The organism is Pseudomonas sp. C9D1 (genome assembly GCF_056491235.1).
This window is the reverse complement of record NZ_JBSZIE010000001.1, coordinates 63,308-81,789: the sequence shown is the minus strand read 5'-3', so window position 1 is coordinate 81,789 and position 18,482 is coordinate 63,308. Positions and strand designations below refer to the sequence as shown.

The window sequence follows — 18,482 nt, the reverse complement described above, 5'->3', positions numbered from 1 at the left end:
TAAACGGCTACTCTTGCCGGTCTTCACATGCAGAGGACCGCACATGAGCAGCACACAAACCGCATTGATCATCGGCGCCTCCCGGGGCATCGGCCTGGGCCTGGTCAAGCAACTGCAGGCCGCCGGCTGGCAGGTCACCGCCACGGTGCGCAACCCGCAGGGCGCCGGCGACCTGGCCGCGCTGGAGGGCATCGAGGTGAAAACCCTGGACCTGGACAGCGTCGCCGGCCTGGAGACCCTGGCCGGTGAGCTGGACGGCCGCGCCTTCGACCTCATCCTGGTCAACGCCGGGGTCTACGGCCCGGCGCACCAATCCGCGGTGCAGGCCACCGAGGCCGAGATCGCCCAGCTGTTCCTCACCAATGCCGTGGCGCCCATCCGCCTGGCCCAGCGCCTGCGCGACAACCTGCTGCCCGGCGGCACCCTGGCCTTCATGAGTTCGATACTGGGCAGCGTGGCCGGCAACGACGCCGGCGGCCTGGCGCTGTACCGCGCCAGCAAGGCCGCGCTGAACACCCTGACCCGCAGCCTGGTGGCCGAATGGGGCGACGCGTCGCCCACGGTACTGAGCCTGCACCCGGGCTGGGTGAAGACCGACATGGGCGGCGAGTCAGCCGAGATCGACGTCGCCACCAGCGTCCAGGGCCTGGTGCAGCAGATCGAAGCCTTCGCCGGTCGCGGTGGCCATCACTACATCGACTACCAGGGCCAGACCATTCCCTGGTGACGCACCAGCAGGCGGCGGGCAGCGCTCGCCGTGCACCATCCGCGCTCGCGGATGGTGCGCAACGCCTGCAGCGAGGGGCCTGGCACGCGGCTTTGCGCGCGGCTTGTCCAGTTGGTCAATTTTTTGCAATCGCCTGGTCAGCCCACAGGGCACAGCAAAGAACAACAGACCAGGAGCCCCATCCCCCATGTTCGATTCCAAGAAGAACCTGCTGCGCACGCTCGTCGCCGCCATCGGTTTCAGTGCCACCCTCGGCGCTTCCGCCGCCGACCCGCTGAAGGTCGGCTTCGTCTATGTCGGCCCCATCGGCGACCACGGCTGGACCTACCAGCACGAGGAAGGCCGCAAGGCGCTGGTGGCCAAGCTGGGCGACAAGGTCGAGACCAGCTTCGTCGAGAACGTCGCCGAGGGCGCCGATGCCGAGCGGGTCATCCGCAACATGGCCAAGGGCGGCTACGACCTGATCTTCACCACCTCCTTCGGCTACATGAACCCCACCGCCAAGGTGGCCAAGCAGTTCCCCAAGGTCACCTTCGAGCACGCCACCGGCTACAAGCAGGACAAGAACCTCGGCACCTACCTGTCGCGCTCCTACGAGGGCCGCTACGTCGGCGGCTACCTGGCGGCGAAGATGACCAAGAGCCACAAGATCGGTTACATCGCCTCCTTCCCCCATCCCGGAAGTGATCCGCGACATCAACGCCATCCAGCTGGCCCTGAACAAGTACGACCCGCAGGCCGAGATCAAGGTGGTCTGGGTCAACTCCTGGTTCGACCCGGGCAAGGAAGCCGACGCCGCCAACGCGCTGATCGACCAGGGCGTGGACGTGGTCTTCCAGCACACCGACAGCCCGGCGCCGATCCAGGCCGCCGAGCGCCGTGGCGTGTACTCCGTGGGCTACGCCTCGGACATGGCCCACTTCGGCCCGAAGGCCGTGCTCACCTCCATCGTCAACAACTGGGGGCCGCACTACATCCAGGCCGCCGAAGGCGTGATGGCCGGCACCTGGAAATCCCAGGACTACTGGGGCGGCCTGGCCGAGGACACCATCCAGCTGCCCATCAGCGACCTGGTGCCGGCCGACGTGAAGGCCGAGGCGGAGAAGATCATCGCCAGCATCAAGAGCGGCGAGTTCCACCCCTTCACCGGCCCGATCAAGGACCAGAGCGGCGCCATCAAGCTGGCCGACGGCGTGACCGCCACCAACGCCGACCTGGCCGGCATGAACTACTACGTCGAAGGCATCAAGGCGGAACTGCCGAAGTAAGCGCAGCCCCTCTCCCCCCACCGGGGAGAGGGTGTTCTCCCACAGGATCCAAGGATCACCGATGAACCAGCTCCCCATCATCGACATCGCCGCGCTCTACGGTGATGACCACCAGGCCTGGCAGCAGGTCGCGGCGCAGATCGACGCCGCCTGCCGCGACTGGGGCTTCTTCTACATCACCGGGCACGGCATCGCGCCCCAGCGCATCGAGGCGTTGACCCGCGCGGCCAAGACCTTCTTCGCCCAGCCCGAGGCGGAGAAGCTGAAGATCGACATCACCCGCACGGCGCACCATCGCGGCTACGGCGCCATCGCCACCGAGCAGCTCGACCCGAGCAAGCCGAGCGACCTGAAGGAGACCTTCGACATGGGTTTCCACATGGACGCGAACCACCCCGAGGTGCTGGCCGGCAAGCCCCTGCGCGGCCCCAACCGCCACCCCGAACAGGCCGGCTGGGCGCCGCTGATGGAGCAGCACTACGCCGACATGCAGGCCCTGGCGCAGACCCTGCTGCGGGCCATCGCCCAGGCCCTGGGCATCGACCGCGACTTCTTCGACCAGCGCTTCGCCGAGCCCATCAGCGTGTTCCGCATGATCCACTACCCGCCGCGCCATACCGCCAGCTCCGCCGAGCAACAGGGCGCCGGCGCGCACACCGACTACGGCTGCGTCACCCTGCTCTACCAGGACGACGCCGGCGGCCTGCAGGTGCAGGACGTGCGCGGCCAGTGGATCGACGCGCCGCCGATCGCCGGCAGCTTCGTGGTCAACATCGGCGACATGATGGCGCGCTGGAGCAACGACCGGTACAAGTCCACCCCGCACCGGGTCATCAGCCCCCTGGGTGTGCACCGCTACTCCATGCCCTTCTTCGCCGAACCGCACCCGGATACGGAAATCAGCTGCCTGCCCAACTGCTCCAGCGCCGACAACCCGCCGAAGTACCCGGCGGTGACCAGCGCCGAGTACCTGCTTTCGCGCTTCGCCGACACCTACGCCTACCGCCGCGAAGAAACCGCCTGAGCGCGTGGGCGAGTGCCGTTCGCCAGGGGCCGCCAGGTGGCTCCTGGGGCAACACCGTTCGGGCGGCTGTTCGGCGAAATCCTGTCCGGGAAGTTAAACTTGCAGGCGACCTTGCCTGATAACGAGAAACCACCATGTACGACTGGCTCAATGCCTTGCCCAAAGCCGAACTGCACCTGCACCTGGAAGGTTCGCTCGAGCCCGAGTTGCTGTTCGCCCTGGCCGAACGCAACAAGGTCACCCTGCCCTGGCATGACGTCGAAACCCTGCGCCGCGCCTACGACTTCGGCAACCTGCAGGAATTCCTCGACCTCTACTACGCCGGCGCCGATGTACTGCGCACCGAGCAGGACTTCTACGACCTGACCTGGGCCTACCTGCAACGCTGCAAGGCGCAGAACGTCATCCACACGGAACCCTTCTTCGACCCGCAGACCCACACCGATCGCGGCATCCCCTTCGAAGTGGCGCTCAATGGCATCCGCCATGCCCTGGACGACGGCCGCAAGCAGCTCGGCATCAGCAGCGGGCTGATCCTCAGCTTCCTCCGCCACCTCTCCGAAGACGAGGCGCAGAAAACCCTCGACCAGGCGCTGCCCTTCCGCGACGCCTTCGTCGCCGTGGGCCTGGACAGCTCCGAGATGGGTCACCCGCCGAGCAAGTTCCAGCGCGTGTTCGACCGTGCCCGTGGCGAAGGCTTCCTCACCGTCGCCCATGCCGGCGAGGAAGGCCCGCCGGAATACATCTGGGAGGCCCTCGACCTGCTGAAGATCGAGCGCATCGACCACGGCGTGCGCGCCATCGAGGACGAGCGCCTGATGCAACGCATCATCGACGAGCAGATCCCCCTCACCATCTGCCCGCTGTCCAACACCAAGCTCTGCGTGTTCGACCACATGAGCCAGCACAACATCCTCGACATGCTCGAGCGCGGTGTGAAGGTGACGGTGAACTCCGATGACCCGGCCTACTTCGGCGGCTACGTCACCGAAAACTTCTACGCCCTGCACGAACACCTGGGCATGAGCCAGGACCAGGCCCAGCGCCTGGCGCAGAACAGCCTGGATGCACGGCTGGTGAAGTAAAGGAAAAGGGCCGCTAAGCGGCCCTTTTTGCGGGTGGACACCGAAGCCTTGCCTGTATGGACCGGGCATCGATGGATTTCGCTTCGCTCTACCCATCCTACGGGGCTACGGGGCGTCGAGGCCTTGATGCCCGGGGGTCAGGCGGCGGGTTCCCTACGCGGAGTGATGGCGCGGAAGATGCCGTTGAGCGGCTCGTAGGATGGGTAGAGCATGGCGAAACCCATGCTGTCTGCCCAACACCAAAGCCATGCCTGTACCGGCTATCGATGGGTTTCGCTTCGCTCTACCCATCCTACGGGGCTACGGGGCGTCGAGGCCTTGATGCCCGGGGGTCAGGCGGCGCGTTCCCTACGCGGGGTGATGGCCCGCAGGATGCCGTTGAGCAGCACGCCGTAGAGCGGCACGAACAGCACCAGGCTGACGGTGAGCTTGACGCCGTAGTCCACCGTGGCGATCTCCACCCAGTGTTCGGCCATGAAGGGGTTGTCGCTGTGCCAGAAGGCCACCGAGAAGAAGGTAAAGGTGTCCAGCAGGTTGCCGGCGATGGTGGACACCACCGGGGCGATCCACCACTGGCGCATCCTGCGCAGGCGATCGAAGACCTGGATGTCGAGAACCTGCCCCAGCACGTAGGCGAGGAAACTCGCGAGCGAGATGCGTGCGACGAACAGGTTGAACTCGCCCAGGGCGCCGAAGCCCTGGAACGCCGCGTCCTGGAACAGCACCGAGACCACGTAGGAAGCCGCCAGCGCCGGGAGCATGACCCGGGCGATCACCTGGCGCGCCGCCTGCTTGCCGAGCAGGCGCACGGTCAGGTCGGTGGCGAGGAAGATGAACGGGAAGCTGAACGCGCCCCAGGTGGTCTGCCAGCCGAACAGGGTCATGGGCAACTGCACCAGGTAGTTGCTGGCGATGATGATCAGGATGTGGAACGCGATGAGGCCGGTCAGCGCGGGGCGCCAGACCTTGGGGAGAGCTGCGGGCATGGTGGTTCACGTCCTTTTTGCCGATGGGGTTAGGGAACCCATGTCGCAGCCCCATGGCCACGACGGCGCGCATTCTAACTTGACCCGCGCGTCAAAAAAAGACGTCGAGCCGGTGCTTTCGTCGGCGGCCCGGCCTCAGCCGTGCGCCAGCGCCTCGGCGTACACCGCCAGGCGGCCGCGCCCGCCGTTCTTGGCCTGGTAGCAGGCGATATCGGCCTGGCGCAGTAGCTCAGCCGGCTCGCTGTTGCCGGCCCGCAGAGTGGCCAGGCCGACGCTGGCGCCGACCTGGAAGACCTGCCCTTCCCACTCGAAGCGCAGCGCCTGGATGTGCTCGATCAACCGCGCGGCGAGCATCTCCGCCTGGACCAGGGGGCAGCTGCGCAGGATCATCGAGAACTCGTCGCCGCCCAGGCGCGCCAGCAGGTCGCCGCTGCGCACCAGGTCCTGCATCAATCGCGAGATGCGCCGCAGCAGTTCGTCTCCGGCGGCGTGGCCGGCGTTGTCGTTGACCTGCTTGAAGTGGTCCAGGTCGATGAAGAACAGCACGCTGTGCCCGGCGTTCTGCTCCACCTCGCGGCAGCTCTCCGCCAGGGCGTCCTCGAAGGCCGGGCGGTTGAGCAGCCCGGTCAAGGCATCGTGGGTGGCGGCGTAGCGCAGGTGCTTCTGCATGGCCCGCGCCTCGCTGACATCGGTGAACACCAGCACGCTGCCGAGCAGCTCGCCTTCGGCACTGCGCACCGGGGCCGCCTGGCCACGCAGGGCGATGAGGCCACCGGCGCCATGGCGCAGGGACGAGTGCCCGGGAATGCTTTCCACCGTGCCCAGTTCCAGGCAGGGCCGCACCGGGCTGGCCACCGGCCGCCCCTCTTCGCTTTCCAGGGGCAGCACGCGCTCGATGGCCTGGCCACGGGCCGCGGCGGTGCTCCAGCCGCTGAGACGTTCGGCCACCGGGTTGAGGAAGCGCACACGGCCGTCCAGGTCGGTGGTGATCACCCCGTCGCCGATGGAGTTGAGCGTCACCTGCAGGCGCTCGCGCTCGTCGTTCAGGCGTTCGGTGAGTTCGCGCAACTGGGTCACGTCCCAGTTGGTGCCGATCATCCGGGTGGGCTTGCCCTCGGCGTCCAGGGCCAGGCTGCCGTGGCCACGCAAGGCGCGGACATCGCCATTGGGCAGGGTGACGCGGAACTCCACGTCCAGCTGCGCCAGGCCTTCGCGCACACGCTGCAGCTCACGTTGCATGGCGTCGATATCGCCGGGGTGGACGAAGCGCGCCCACTCCTCGTAACTCACCGGCCGCCCCAGCGGACGCATGCCGTAGAGGCGGAACAGGCTGTCGTCCCAGATCATGTCGTCGCTGATCAGATCCCAGTCCCAGACACCTACGCCGCTGGCGCCGGTGGCCAGGGAATAGCGCTGGGCCAGCTCGGCCAGTTCGGCCTCGGCGCGCTTGCGCCGGTCGATGTCTTCGATCTGCGCGATGAAGTACAGCGGCCGCCCTTCCGCATCGCGCACCAGCGACACCGCCAGCAGCGCCCAGACTGCGGAGCCGTCGCGGCGCAGGTAGCGCTTCTCCAACCGATAGTTGTCGCGACGGCCGGCGAGTGCGTCCTGCACCAGTTCCAGGTCGCCGGAGAGGTCATCGGCATGCGTGATGCTCTGGAAGCTCTGCGTGCTCAGCTCGTCCGGCAAGTAGCCGAGCATCTCGCACAGGGCACGGTTGACCCGCTGCAAGCGACCATCCAGCCCTACCAGGGCCATGCCGATGGCCGAGTGCTCCATGGCGTCGCGAAAGCGCGCTTCGCTGGCGGCCAGTTCGCGCTGGCGTCGCCGGCCCTGCTCCACGGCGGCGGCCAGCAGCAACGGTGGCAGCAACGACAGCAGCAGCGGCAGGTAGAGCGTGATTTCCTGCCACAACGGCGTTACCGGCGGCAGCTCCAGCCCGCCCATGGCGACCATCAGGCCGCCGCTGAAGGAGGTCAGGGTCACCAGCAGCGCCGTGCCGGCGAAGGGCAGCCGCACCGCCGCCAGCAGCAGCGGCAACGACAGGTAGACGAAGGGCGAAGGCAGCAGGCGCAGGGCCACCAGGGTCACCAGCAGCACCAGCGGCACGTAGAAGAACAGTTCGTGAGGGCGCTTCGGCGAGCGCAGGGACTGCAGGCCGTGCTGCTGCAACTGCACCGTCAGCGGCAGGATCGACAAGGTGCCCAGCACCGCGCCCTCGTACCAGGACAGCCAAACCCGGCCAAAGCCGGCATAGCCGATGCTCTGCACGATCAGCGCCCCGAAGGTGGAACTGACCAGCGGCGGCAGCAGCGCCCCCAGGAGAATGAAGCGGAGGAAGGCCGAAGGGCTGCGGCTCATGTTCAGCGCCACGCCGGTGCGTCGCAGCAGGGTGGCGGCGAGCGCCATCTCCAGCATGTTGGCCGGCAGGAAGCTGGCGGACATGGCCAGGGTGTCGCCCATCAACCGCCCGGCGATCATGTTGGCCACCAGCATCGCCCCCAGCAGCGCCGGCCAGCGCCGCAGCGGCTGGGCCCAGAGGAAGGTGATGCCGAAGGCGTTGGCGTACCAGAGGGTGGCGATGGTGCCCGGCTGGCGCGCCAGCCACACGGCGCCCAGGGCCAGCAGCAGGTAGCCGAGGAACACCAGCAGCAGGGTCGCGCCGAAGCGCCCGGGAACGACCGGGGCCGTACTCACGGCCGGGCGCATCGGAAGGCGGATGGGGCTGGACAGCTGGTGAGCACGGCTCATCTCCGGGCAGTCTGCGATTCGTCGGGGACGCTCCATCACAATAGCGAATGGCGCGCCCCGCACAACAGCGGGCTGTGACGCTCAGCGCGGCGTCTGGGCCACCCCCTGCCAGGGTGCGCCGAGGAGCAGCTCGCCGCAGCGCTGGCGGAGGAACTCGCGCAGCAGGTTCACCGGCTTGCTCAACTGGGCGCGGTGCGGGCAGATCAGGTTCAGCGGCGTGGGCTCGCCGAGGTAATCCTCCAGGGCCAGCTGCAGTCGCCCGGCACGCACGTCGGCGGCCACGTCCAGCCAGGATTTGTACACCAGCCCCTGCCCCGCCACCGCCCAGCGCCGCACCACGTCGGCGTCATCGCAGACCCGGTCGCCGGCCACGGTGACCACCTGGCTGCGGCGCCCCTCGTGGAAGGTCCACTGGTCATGCACGCGGCCACCGAGCAGGTACAGCAGGCAGTTGTGCCGGTGCAGTTCCTCCGGCGTGCGCGGCCGGCCATGGCGGGCGAAGTAATCCGGCGCACCACAGAGCACGCGGCGATTGCCCGGTGCCAGGGGCAGCGCCACCAGGCTGGAATCCTCCGGCTCGCCGGAGCGGATGGCGATGTCCACCGGCTGACGGAACAGGTCGGCCACCTGGTCGCTGAGGAACAGGCGCACGCTGAGGCGCGGGTGCTCGGCCTGGAATTCGTCCAGCCAGGGCAGCAGCACGTTGCGGCCGAAATCCGAGGGCGCCGAGAGCTGCAGCAGCCCGCCGATGTCGCTCTTGCCGCCGGCCAGCTGCTGGCGGCCCTCGTCCAGGCTCTGCAATGCGGCGCGAGCGTGCACCAGGTACTGCTCGCCCTCGGCGGTCAGGCGCAGGCTGCGGGTGGAGCGGGCGAACAGGCGGGCGTCGAGGCGCTGCTCCAGGCGCTTGAGGGCGGCACTGGCCACGGCCGGGGAGATCTCCAGCTCGCGGGCGGCGGCGGAAAGGCTGCCACGGTCGGCGGTACGGACGAAGAGGGTGAGGTCGTCGAGGCGCAGCATTTTCAAAAATCCTTTGAAAGACTGTCGTCTTCTAGCTGATTTTTCTTCGCCGCGAAATGGCTCAACCTATGCGCCATCGACCCCGGAGACGCCGCCATGACCCCCTCGCTCCACCTGATCGCCCATATCGATGCCCTCCCCGGCCAGGCCGAGGCGGTGGAAACCGCCCTGCGCGAGCTGGTGGCCGCCAGCCGCAGCGAACCCGGCTGCCTGCAGTACGACCTGCACCGCGACCGCGCCGACGCGCTGCGCTTCGTCATGCTGGAAACCTGGCGCGACGACGCCGCCCTGGAGGCCCACAAGGCCACCGCCCACTACCGCCATTTCGGCGATGCCCATGGCAGCCGCCTCAAGGGCGTCACCCTCACCCTTCTCGATCGCCTCGCCTGAACCCAGGAGCCCACGATGAAAGCCGTTGCCTATTACCAGTCCCTGCCCATCGACCACGCCGATGCGCTGCAGGACGTCGAACTGCTCGCCCCCACCCCGGGCGCCCGTGACCTGCTGGTGGAGGTCCGCGCCATTTCGGTGAACCCGGTGGACACCAAGATCCGCCGCAACGTGCAGCCGGAGAACGGCCAGGCCAAGGTGCTGGGCTGGGACGTGGCCGGCGTGGTCAAGGCCGTGGGCAGCGACGTGACCCTGTTCCAGCCGGGTGACGAGGTGTTCTACGCCGGCGCCCTGACCCGCCCGGGCGGCAACGCCGAGCTGCACCTCGTTGACGAGCGCATCGTCGGCAAGCGCCCCCGGAGCCTGGACTTCGCCAAGTCCGCCGCCCTGCCGCTGACCGCCATCACCGCCTGGGAGCTGCTGTTCGACCGCCTGGGCATCGTCGAAGGCAACGCCGACCAGGGCCAGAGCCTGCTCATCGTCGGCGCCGCCGGCGGCGTCGGCTCCATCCTCGTGCAGCTGGCCCGCCAGCTCACCGGCCTGACCGTGATCGGCACCGCCTCGCGCCCGGAAACCCAAGCCTGGGTCCGCGAGCTGGGCGCCCACCACGTGATCGACCACAGCCAGCCCCTGGCCGCCGAGCTCAAGCGCATCGGCCTCGACAGCGTCACCCACGTCGCCAGCCTGACCCAGACCGACCAGCACCTGGAACAGCTGGTTGAAGCCCTGGCGCCCCAGGGCAAGCTGGCGCTGATCGACGACCCGGCCGGCCTCGACGTGCTCAAGCTCAAGCGCAAGAGCATCTCGCTGCACTGGGAGTTCATGTACACCCGCTCGATGTTCGAGACCGCCGACATGATCGAACAGCACAGGCTGCTCAACCGCGTCAGCGAGCTGATCGACGCCGGCGTGCTGAAGACCACCTTCGGCGAACACTTCGGCCGCATCGACGCCGCCAACCTCAAGCGCGCCCACGCGCTGCTGGAAAGCGGCAAGGCCAAGGGCAAGATCGTGCTCGAGGGGTTCTGAGAGCGTCGCCTGCCGATGGGGTGTCCACCTGGGCGCCCCATCGCGAATGAAATGGCTATGTCTGCGTTAAGTGTTGCTAGAAGATTTGGACCCAGCTGATTGCCGAGTTTTGTTGGTGCTTCTGGTTTCGCCCACCCGGGCGAGTCCCTTTTCTCAGTCGCCAGAAAAGGAACCAAAAGGGCTTGCCCCATCATCCGGCCCGACTGCGTCGGGTTCCCTCACTCCATCGCCGCTCTGGGGGCCGGCGCGATGGGCCATCCATGGCCTGGCGCGCCTCTCGCGGCATCCATGCCGCTCGTCCCCCGGCGCAACGACTGCGTTCGGCCTCCTGGAGGGGCGTTGGCGGCTGCTCCAACTTTCTTCGTCCAGCGCATCACCACGTGGTGCGCACAGGCTTTCGTAGGATGGTGTAGAGCGAAGCGAAACCCATGCGGTGGAGATGGCACAAACCCTCAAGCGCCCGGAAAGTACCGTGCTTGAGCGCCTGCATTAAAACCACAACAGCTAACGCCGACAGAGCCAATGAATTCGCTCCCACCGGCGGCGCTGCGCGCCGCTTGGCGACTGAAGTCGCCCCTACAGAAGCGGCAAGCCACCCTGCAAATGCCAGATGCGTGGGTGGAGGTCGCTTTTTACCTCCACCAAGCGGGGCCGGGAATGGCATTTCGTTATGCATGAAGCTCTGCATCGATGGGTTTCGCTGGGCTCGCGGAGCGCCGCCCGACCCATCCTACGAATACGTCGATGCTGGCGGGGTGCATATCGTGGGCCCAGCGCCCTCCGCCGAACGGTCGTCCACCACCAGTCGGCAATTTGATCCGGGTCATTTTCTGTCATCTACCCGGGTCTACACTGGGGGCTCACTTTCTCAGGGAGAGGGCACCATGAACGTCATAGTCCGACCACTCCGTACCACCCAGGGCAACAGTTGGCAGGTCTGCATGGACCAGCACGCGGTGAGCTTCCGCAGCGAGGCCGAGGCGCAACGCTTCGTCGCCACGCTGGAGGCGCGGCTCAAGGCGCCGCACGTGCTGCCCGAGCTGAAACAGCGGGCTGCGGGCTAGCCGAGCACCGACGGCTGGCCCCGGGTCAGCCGCCAGGTGACCAGCGACGCACACACGGCACCGACGCCGCACAGGCAGATCACCATCGCCATCGGCATCGCCGATCCATCGTGCAACACCCCCACCAGCGCGGCGGCACCCGCCGCCACGCTGAACTGCAGGCTACCCATCAGCGCCGAGGCGCTGCCGGCATGGCGGCCCTGGCCGGCCATGGCGCTGGCCGAGGCGTTGGGGATGATGATGCCGAGGCTGGCGATGCAGCCGAACAGCGGCACCAGCAATGGCCACAGCGCCTCGGTATGCACGTGGGCCACCGCCAGCAGCGCCAGCGCGCACGCCAGGTAGAACCACACCACCCGCCGCATCCAGTAGGCCGGCCCACCGAAGCGCATCAGCCAGGCGTTGACCTGGGCCACCAGGATGAAGCCCAGGGCGTTGCCGCCGAACAGCCAGCCGTAGTGCTCCGCCGGCACGCCGTAGAGCTCGATGAAGACGAAGGGCGAGCCGGCGATGTAGGCGAACATGCCCGCCATGGACAGGCCGCCGGTCATGGCGTAGCCGATGAACACCCCATCCCCCAGCAGGCGCTTGTACTGGCCCAGGGCACCGCGCAACGGCGGGCGCTCGTCGCCGCTGGTGAGGGTTTCCGGCAGCCAGAGGTAGACGCCGGTCAGCACCAGGGCGCTGAACAGGGTCAGCCCGAAGAAGATCGACGGCCAGCCGAACAGGTCCAGCAGCAGGCCGCCGCCCAGGGGCGCGAGGATCGGCGCCAGGCCCATCACCAGCATCAGTTGCGAGAACACCTTGGCCGAGGTGATGGGGTCGCAGAGATCGCGCACCACCGCCCGTGACACCACCATCCCCGCGCAACCACCCAGGGCCTGGACGAAACGCGCGCCGATCAGCCATTCCAGGCTCGGCGCCAGGGCGCAGGCCACCGAGGCCAGGGTGAACAGGCTTACCCCCACCAGCAGCGGCAGGCGCCGGCCGAAGCGGTCGGCGATGGGGCCGTAGAGCAGCTGTCCGATGGCCAGGCCGATGAAATAGGACGCCAGGCTCAGCTGCACGTGCTCCACGTCGGTGGAGAAGGCCTGGGCCAGCGCCGGGAAGCTCGGCAGGTAGAAATCGATGGCCATGGGGCCGAAGGCACTGAGCGACCCGAGGATCAGCAGGATGCGGAAATTCATGGTTCACCTGAAAACAGGGCGCCGCCCCGAGGGCGGCGCCGTGGACTGCAAAAGACCGTGGAGCGATCGCGCGGTTCGATGTTCAGCGAGGCGGGCGCGTCACTCGGCCGCCGGCGCCTTCTTCTTGCGCCCCAGCTTGTCGGCGGCGGATTCCACCAGCAGATAGAACATCGGGATGAGGAAGGTTGCCAGCAACGTGGCGGCAAGCATACCGCCAATCACCCCGGTACCGATCGAATGTCGGCTCGCCGAGCCCGCACCGGTGCTGATGGCCAGGGGCACGCAGCCGAGGATGAAGGCCAGCGAGGTCATGACGATGGGGCGGAAGCGCAGCTTGGCCGCCTCCAGCGAGGACTCGAAGATGCCCTTGCCCTCCTCGCGGCAGAGCACGGCGAACTCGATGATGAGGATGGCGTTCTTCGCCGCCAGGCCGATCAGCGTCACCAGCCCCACCTGGAAGTACACGTCGTTGGACAGCCCGCGCATCCACACCGCGAGGATGGCGCCGAACACCGCGAAGGGCACCGCGGTGACCACGGCGATGGGCAGGGTCCAGCGCTCGTACTGGGCGGCGAGGATGAGGAACACCAGCACCAGGCCGAAGATGAAGGCCTTGCTGCCCGAGCCTTGGGTGGCCAGTTCCTGGTAGGCCGAGCCGATCCAGCCGATGCTGTAGTCCTCGCCCAGCACCTCGTCCGCCACCTCCTGCATGGCCGCCAGGGCCTGGCCGGAGCTGTAGCCCGGCGCCGGACCGCCGAGGATCTTGGCCGCCGGGTAGACGTTGAAGCGCGCGTAGGAGTCCGGCCCGAGGATGCGCTGCACCCGCACCAGGGACGACAGCGGCACCAGGTCGCCGGAAGCCGAACGCACATAGACCTGGCTGAGGTCCTCGGGCTTGCGACGGAACTCGGACTCCGCCTGCAGGCTGACCTGCCAGGTGCGCCCATAGAGGGTGAAGTCGTTGACGTAGTAGCTGCCGAAGGTGGACTGCATGGCGGTGAACACATCGTTCACCGCCACCCCCAGGGCGCGGGCCTTGGTGCGGTCGAGGTCGACGTAGTACTGCGGCACGTTGGCGTTGAAGGTGGTGTTCACCCCCACCAGTTCCGGGCGCTTGGAGATGGCACCGATGAACTTGGTGACCGTCTCTTCCAGCTGCGCGACGCTGCCGCCGGAGCGGTCCTGGATGTAGGCCTCGAAGCCGCCGGTGGTGCTCATGCCGGTGATCGGCGGCGGGTTGAAGGTCATCACCACGCCATCCTTCTGCCCGGCACCCATGGCCATGAAGGCCCGCGGCAGGTTGCGCGCGTCCAGTTCGTCGGTGGTGCGCTCCTTCCAGTCCTTCAGCGGCACGAAGGACACCCCGGCGTTGCTGCGGGTGCCGAAGGTGAGCACGTCGAAGCCGGCGAAGGTGACCACGTCCTGCACCGCCGGGTGCTTCATCAACTGCTGGGTCACCGCGCTGGTGACCTCCTCGGTGCGGGTCAGGGAGGCGGCCGGCGGCAGGAAGTAGGCGTTGATCACGTAACCCTGGTCTTCATCCGGCACCAGCGAGCCGGGCACCCGGCCGAACAGCACCACCATCAGCGCGATCATCCCGCCGAACAGCAGCAGGCCGATGACGCTGCGCTTGAGGAAGAAGCGCACGCCGGCGGTGTAGCCGTCGGTGGCGCGGTCGAAGAAGCGGTTGAACCAGCGGAACGGCGCCGCCGGCTCCTCGTGGGTGGGCTTGAGCAGCAGGGCGCAGAGCGCCGGCGACAGGGTCAGCGCGACGATGCCGGAGATCACCACCGACACCGCGATGGTGATCGCGAACTGCTTGTACATCTGCCCCGCCAGGCCGCCGAGGAAACCCACCGGGATGAACACCGCGCACAGCACCAGGACGATGGCGACGATGGGACCGGTGACTTCCTCCATGGCCTTGATCGAGGCCTCGCGCGGGCCGAGCTTCTCGGTGCGCATCACCCGCTCGACGTTCTCCAGCACCACGATGGCGTCGTCGACGACGATGCCGATGGCCAGCACCATGCCGAACAGGGTCAGCAGGTTGATCGAGAACCCGAGCATGTACATGCCGGCGAAGGTGCCGATCAGCGACACCGGGATGGCCAGCACCGGAATCAGCGTGGCACGCCAGTTCTGCAGGAAGATGAAGACCACCAGCATCACCAGCACCAGGGCCTCGACGAAGGTGTGGATAACCTCCTCGATGGAGACCTTGACGAACTTGGTGGTGTCGTAGGGGATCTTGTAGGCGATGCCCTCGGGGAAGCGCTTCTCCAGGCGCTTCATGGTGTTCTCCACCGCCTCGGCGGTATCCAGGGCGTTGGCGCCGGGTTGCAGGTAGATGCCGAAGGCGGCGTTCTGCTGGCCGTTCAGCGAGGTCATCAGCGAGTAGTCCTGGGCGCCCAGCTCGACCCGCGCCACGTCCTTGAGCAGCAGGCTGGCGCCGGTGGAGTCGGTGCGCAGGATGACGCTCTCGAACTCCTTGGGCTCGGTGAAACGGCCCTTGGTGGTGACGGTGTAGGTGAAGTCCTGGGGCTGGTTCAGGGGCTGCTTGCCGAAGCTGCCGGCGGCGAACTGGGAGTTCTGTTCCTGGATGGCCTTGACCACATCGCTGGGGGTCAGGTCGTACTGCGCCAGCTTGTCCGGCCGCAGCCAGATGCGCATGGAATAGTCCTTGGAGCCGAACTGGCTGGCGTCACCGACGCCGGGGATGCGCTTGAGCTCGTCGATCACGTTGATCAGCGCGTAGTTGCTGATGTAGATCGGGTCGCGGGAGTCATCCGGGGAGAACAGCGTGACCACCTGGAGGATGTCGGAGGATTTCTTCTCCACCTTCACCCCTTGCCGGCGCACCTCCTCGGGCAGTTTGGCCAGGGCGGCCTGGACCTTGTTGTTGACGTCGATGGTGGCCTGGTCCGGGTCGGTGCCCACCTGGAAGTACACGGTCAGGCTCATGGCGCCGTTGCTGTCGGAGTTGGACAGCTGGTAGATCATGCCCTGCACGCCGTTGATCTCCTGCTCCAGCGGCGCCGCCACGGTTTCGGCGATGACCTGGGAGCTGGCGCCCGGGTAGCTGGCGGTGACCGAGACCTGCGGCGGCAGGATCTCCGGGTACTGGGCGATGGGCAGCGCGCGCATGGCCGCGAGGCCGCCGAGGATGATGACGATGGAGATGACCGCGGCGAACACCGGGCGGTCGATGAAGAAGCGTGAGATCACGGCGGACGCTCCTCAGGATTGTTGCGGCTGGTCGGCGGGCTTGTCCTTCGCTTCGACGGCCTTGACCGGCGAATCGGGCCTGACCTTGGGCAGGCCCTCGACTATCACCCGGTCGCCTTCGGCGATGCCGGACTCGATGACCCAGCGCCCCTCGGAGGTGTCGCCGGTCTTGACCTCGCGCATGCGCGCCACGCCGTCCTTGTCCACCACGTAGACGAAGGTGCCGCGCGGCCCCTGGGCCAGGGCGCGCTCGGGCACGGTGATCGCCTTGGGCCGGCTCAGCCCCTTGACCAGCACCCGCACGAACTGCCCGGGCAGCAGCTTCTGCTCGGGGTTGGGCACCACGGCGCGGGCACTGACGGTGCCGGTGCCGGTGTTGACGAAGCTGTCGGTGAAGTCGACGCGGCCTTCCAGCGGGTAGGTGGAGCCATCGCCGAACTTGAGCACGGCGGCCATCTTGCCGCCCTCGGGCAGGGTCAGCTTGCCCGTCTGCACGTCCTCGCGGATGCGCTCGGCTTCGGTGTCCGGGTAGCCGAAGTTGACGTAGATAGGGTCGAGCTGGGTGAGCTGGGTGAGCAGGCTGGAATTGGGATCACCGGCCACCACCAGGCTGCCCTCGGAGCGGGTCTCCTTGCTGGTCATGCCGGTGATGGGCGCCTTCACCGTGGTGTAGTCGAGGTCGATCTGCTTGGCCTGCACGTTGGCTTCGGCGGCCTGCACGTTGGCCTTGCTCTGTTCGTAGTTGGAGACGGCATTGTCCAGCTCGCTCTCGCTGGCGAAGCCCTTCTTCTGCAGTTCGCGGATGCGCTTGAGGTCGCGCTCGGTCTGGCGGTAGCGCGCCTGCTCCTGGGCCAGGGCGCCCTTGGCGCTGCCGAGGGCGGCCTGGTAGGTGCGCGGGTCGATGCGGAACAGCACCTGGCCGCGCTGCACCTTGCTGCCCTCCTGATAGGTGCGCTCCTGGAGGATGCCGCTGACCTGGGCGCGCACTTCCACCTCGCGGTAGCCGGCGGTGCGCCCGGCGTATTCCAGGGTCATCGGCAGGGGCGCGGTCTTCACCGTTTCAACCAGCACCTCGGGTGGCGGTGGCGCCGCCTTGGCCGGGGCATCCGCCGCTTCGGCGACCGTGCCCAAGGACATCAGGCCGATAGCGAAGACGCGCAGCGAAAGGGTGAAAGAGGGTGAAAGCGGCATAGTGCGTCTCCATTCCATGACAGCGCCCGATTGGCAAAAACAGGAAACAGGTCAAGGCTGGATACATACGTTCACGCTTGTAAAAGCAGTATCCGACTGCAAAATCGGTAAACTCTGGCCCCCGAACAGAAGCCTAGACAGTATTCGTCCAACTGCTATGCGCAGAACCAAAGAAGAAGCGGAGAAAACCCGCAGCGATATCCTGGCTGCCGCCGAGGTGCTCTTCCTCGAGAACGGTGTCGCCCACACGTCCCTCGAGCAGATCGCCCGGGCGGCGGGCGTCACCCGTGGCGCCGTTTACTGGCACTTCCAGAACAAGGCCCACCTGTTCCACGAGATGCTCAACCAGGTGCGCCTGCCCCCGGAGCAGATGGCCCAGCGCCTGCACGGCGCCGAAGGCCGCGACCTGCTGCAGTCGCTGCTGGAGTTGTGCGTGGAGGCCATCACCAGCCTGGCCCTGGACGAGCAGCGCCATCGCATCTTCAACATCCTCCTGCACCGCTGCGAATTCACCGAGGAACTGCGCGAGGCGGAGGATCGCCACAACGCCTTCGTCAATCAGTTCATCGACCTGTGCGAGGAGCTCTTCGCCCGCCCCGGCTGCGTCGAGCGGCTGATGGACGGCCTCACCCCACGCCTGGCCTCGCGCGCGTTGCACGCGCAGGTGATCGGGCTGTTCACCGACTGGACGCGCGACCCCGAGCTGTTCGATCCACAGCGCGAGGCCGGCATCCTGGTCGGCACCCTGTTCCGCGGCATGTTCCGCGACTGGGACCAGGGCGCCTGAGGACGGGTCAGGCCGCGGCGGCCTGGTAGCCCTCCTCGCGGATCGCCGCCAGGACCTCGTCCAGGGACAGCCGGCTGGCCACCCGCACCTCGCCGGCCCCCAGGTCCACCTGGACCTCCGCCGCCGGGTCGCGGGCCTGCAGTGACTGGGTGATGGCGCGGACGCAGTGGCCGCAGGACATGCCGCTTACCTTGAGAATCTGCATGGTTCAACTCCTGAGTTGATGGGTCTGGAATCAGTCTCGGGCTTGCCACGGTGGCAAGGTCAAGCGCGCCGCGATCCCCTACACTCAAGCCATGCCGTTCCGGAGTCGCCGCCATGTCCCCCAGCCGTTTCTGCCTGCTCGCCCTGCTCACCCTCGCCGGCCCCGCCAGCGCGCAATCCCCCATCGACTACAGCGTGCTGATCGTCACCCGCGAACGGGTCGAGCTGCCCACCAGCTGCGACGTTGGCCTGTACCTGCAGGACCAGCTCGCCGCACGCCTGGTGCAGGGCGAGAGCATTGCCGTCAACCTGCAACCGGGCCCGGTTTCCATCCGCCTCGGCCTGCTCGGCCCCGGCCGCTGCAAGCCCGGCATCGAGCAGCAGCGCCAGCAGTCCATCAGCCTGGAGGCCGGCGAGGTGCGCAGATACCGCCTGGCGATGAACACCTCCGGCCTGTACCTGACGCCGGCGCTGTCCAATCCCTGAACCAGGCCCCGGTCCCGGGCTGAAGCCCGGGCTACCCGATGCGGCGGTGCCGGGCCAT

Annotated in this window: 15 protein-coding genes and 1 pseudogene; 9 read left to right on the top strand and 7 right to left on the bottom strand. The window is 67.5% G+C overall.

From position 1 onward, the window contains the following. Window positions 1-43: 43 nt before the first annotated feature. The 4 genes and pseudogenes from ACXI0U_RS00380 (at window position 44) to ACXI0U_RS00365 (ending at window position 4,104) form a co-directional block, all read left to right on the top strand. Entirely contained in the window at window positions 44-727 is a 684-nt protein-coding gene (locus tag ACXI0U_RS00380; protein WP_431483352.1) for an SDR family oxidoreductase, read from the top strand. A 187-nt stretch (window positions 728-914) separates the two neighbouring features. After that, window positions 915-1,995, top strand: a pseudogene (locus tag ACXI0U_RS00375) (BMP family ABC transporter substrate-binding protein). A gap of 61 nt (window positions 1,996-2,056) precedes the next feature. Next, window positions 2,057-3,019, top strand: coding sequence for a 2-oxoglutarate and iron-dependent oxygenase domain-containing protein (locus tag ACXI0U_RS00370; protein ID WP_431483351.1), 963 nt, complete (start codon window positions 2,057-2,059; stop codon window positions 3,017-3,019). Between the two features lie 134 nt (window positions 3,020-3,153). Then, on the top strand, window positions 3,154-4,104 hold the full coding sequence (locus tag ACXI0U_RS00365; protein ID WP_431483350.1) for an adenosine deaminase: 951 nt from the start codon (window positions 3,154-3,156) through the stop codon (window positions 4,102-4,104). A gap of 332 nt (window positions 4,105-4,436) precedes the next feature. On the opposite strand, the gene ACXI0U_RS00360 is transcribed toward ACXI0U_RS00365, so the two are convergent. From ACXI0U_RS00360 to ACXI0U_RS00350, 3 genes are all read right to left on the bottom strand, one after another. Next, window positions 4,437-5,090: a 7-cyano-7-deazaguanine/7-aminomethyl-7-deazaguanine transporter gene (locus ACXI0U_RS00360; protein WP_431483349.1), complete on the bottom strand. Its 654-nt coding sequence runs from the start codon at window positions 5,088-5,090 to the stop codon at window positions 4,437-4,439. Between the two features lie 135 nt (window positions 5,091-5,225). Then, complete coding sequence (locus ACXI0U_RS00355) at window positions 5,226-7,787, bottom strand: PAS domain S-box protein (protein WP_479549572.1); 2,562 nt, start codon at window positions 7,785-7,787, stop codon at window positions 5,226-5,228. A 135-nt stretch (window positions 7,788-7,922) separates the two neighbouring features. Continuing rightward, window positions 7,923-8,858 carry a LysR family transcriptional regulator gene (locus tag ACXI0U_RS00350; protein ID WP_374979778.1) on the bottom strand — a complete coding sequence of 312 codons (936 nt, stop codon included), beginning with the start codon at window positions 8,856-8,858 and terminating at the stop codon, window positions 7,923-7,925. A gap of 96 nt (window positions 8,859-8,954) precedes the next feature. Here ACXI0U_RS00350 and ACXI0U_RS00345 point away from each other — a divergent pair, with 96 nt between their 5' ends. The 3 genes from ACXI0U_RS00345 to ACXI0U_RS00335 all read left to right on the top strand — a co-directional run bounded on the left by ACXI0U_RS00345 (window position 8,955) and on the right by ACXI0U_RS00335 (window position 11,341). After that, entirely contained in the window at window positions 8,955-9,248 is a 294-nt protein-coding gene (locus ACXI0U_RS00345; RefSeq protein WP_184492271.1) for a putative quinol monooxygenase, read from the top strand. Between the two features lie 15 nt (window positions 9,249-9,263). Continuing rightward, the gene (locus ACXI0U_RS00340; RefSeq protein WP_479549571.1) at window positions 9,264-10,277 is read left to right on the top strand and encodes a zinc-binding alcohol dehydrogenase family protein; all 1,014 of its coding nucleotides are present in this window, start codon (window positions 9,264-9,266) and stop codon (window positions 10,275-10,277) included. An 884-nt stretch (window positions 10,278-11,161) separates the two neighbouring features. Continuing rightward, entirely contained in the window at window positions 11,162-11,341 is a 180-nt protein-coding gene (locus ACXI0U_RS00335; protein ID WP_021217162.1) for a hypothetical protein, read from the top strand. Here the strand turns inward: ACXI0U_RS00335 and ACXI0U_RS00330 are convergent. The 3 genes from ACXI0U_RS00330 to ACXI0U_RS00320 form a co-directional block, all read right to left on the bottom strand. Continuing rightward, window positions 11,338-12,528, bottom strand: coding sequence for a multidrug effflux MFS transporter (locus tag ACXI0U_RS00330; RefSeq protein WP_431483346.1), 1,191 nt, complete (start codon window positions 12,526-12,528; stop codon window positions 11,338-11,340). The two genes, ACXI0U_RS00335 and ACXI0U_RS00330, sit on opposite strands and share 4 nt — an antisense overlap. A 99-nt stretch (window positions 12,529-12,627) precedes the next feature. Continuing rightward, window positions 12,628-15,756 carry an efflux RND transporter permease subunit gene (locus ACXI0U_RS00325; protein WP_479549570.1) on the bottom strand — a complete coding sequence of 1,043 codons (3,129 nt, stop codon included), beginning with the start codon at window positions 15,754-15,756 and terminating at the stop codon, window positions 12,628-12,630. A 12-nt stretch (window positions 15,757-15,768) separates the two neighbouring features. After that, the gene (locus ACXI0U_RS00320; protein WP_081711563.1) at window positions 15,769-16,947 is read right to left on the bottom strand and encodes an efflux RND transporter periplasmic adaptor subunit; all 1,179 of its coding nucleotides are present in this window, start codon (window positions 16,945-16,947) and stop codon (window positions 15,769-15,771) included. A 157-nt stretch (window positions 16,948-17,104) separates the two neighbouring features. Here ACXI0U_RS00320 and ACXI0U_RS00315 point away from each other — a divergent pair, with 157 nt between their 5' ends. Further along, entirely contained in the window at window positions 17,105-17,734 is a 630-nt protein-coding gene (locus tag ACXI0U_RS00315; protein WP_021217166.1) for a TetR family transcriptional regulator, read from the top strand. A gap of 7 nt (window positions 17,735-17,741) precedes the next feature. Here the strand turns inward: ACXI0U_RS00315 and ACXI0U_RS00310 are convergent, their stop codons facing one another. Continuing rightward, entirely contained in the window at window positions 17,742-17,939 is a 198-nt protein-coding gene (locus ACXI0U_RS00310; RefSeq protein WP_043244619.1) for a heavy-metal-associated domain-containing protein, read from the bottom strand. 113 nt (window positions 17,940-18,052) lie between these two features. Here ACXI0U_RS00310 and ACXI0U_RS00305 point away from each other — a divergent pair, with 113 nt between their 5' ends. After that, the gene (locus ACXI0U_RS00305; protein WP_479549569.1) at window positions 18,053-18,424 is read left to right on the top strand and encodes a hypothetical protein; all 372 of its coding nucleotides are present in this window, start codon (window positions 18,053-18,055) and stop codon (window positions 18,422-18,424) included. Window positions 18,425-18,482: the final 58 nt, after the last annotated feature.

Coding starts and splice junctions, on each gene's coding strand:
- ACXI0U_RS00380 (WP_431483352.1), top strand. CDS start 44: ATGAGCAGCACACAAACCGCATTGATCATCGGCGCCTCCCGGGGCATC.
- ACXI0U_RS00370 (WP_431483351.1), top strand. CDS start 2,057: ATGAACCAGCTCCCCATCATCGACATCGCCGCGCTCTACGGTGATGAC.
- ACXI0U_RS00365 (WP_431483350.1), top strand. CDS start 3,154: ATGTACGACTGGCTCAATGCCTTGCCCAAAGCCGAACTGCACCTGCAC.
- ACXI0U_RS00360 (WP_431483349.1), bottom strand. CDS start 5,090: ATGCCCGCAGCTCTCCCCAAGGTCTGGCGCCCCGCGCTGACCGGCCTC.
- ACXI0U_RS00350 (WP_374979778.1), bottom strand. CDS start 8,858: ATGCTGCGCCTCGACGACCTCACCCTCTTCGTCCGTACCGCCGACCGT.
- ACXI0U_RS00345 (WP_184492271.1), top strand. CDS start 8,955: ATGACCCCCTCGCTCCACCTGATCGCCCATATCGATGCCCTCCCCGGC.
- ACXI0U_RS00340 (WP_479549571.1), top strand. CDS start 9,264: ATGAAAGCCGTTGCCTATTACCAGTCCCTGCCCATCGACCACGCCGAT.
- ACXI0U_RS00335 (WP_021217162.1), top strand. CDS start 11,162: ATGAACGTCATAGTCCGACCACTCCGTACCACCCAGGGCAACAGTTGG.
- ACXI0U_RS00330 (WP_431483346.1), bottom strand. CDS start 12,528: ATGAATTTCCGCATCCTGCTGATCCTCGGGTCGCTCAGTGCCTTCGGC.
- ACXI0U_RS00320 (WP_081711563.1), bottom strand. CDS start 16,947: ATGCCGCTTTCACCCTCTTTCACCCTTTCGCTGCGCGTCTTCGCTATC.
- ACXI0U_RS00315 (WP_021217166.1), top strand. CDS start 17,105: ATGCGCAGAACCAAAGAAGAAGCGGAGAAAACCCGCAGCGATATCCTG.
- ACXI0U_RS00310 (WP_043244619.1), bottom strand. CDS start 17,939: ATGCAGATTCTCAAGGTAAGCGGCATGTCCTGCGGCCACTGCGTCCGC.
- ACXI0U_RS00305 (WP_479549569.1), top strand. CDS start 18,053: ATGTCCCCCAGCCGTTTCTGCCTGCTCGCCCTGCTCACCCTCGCCGGC.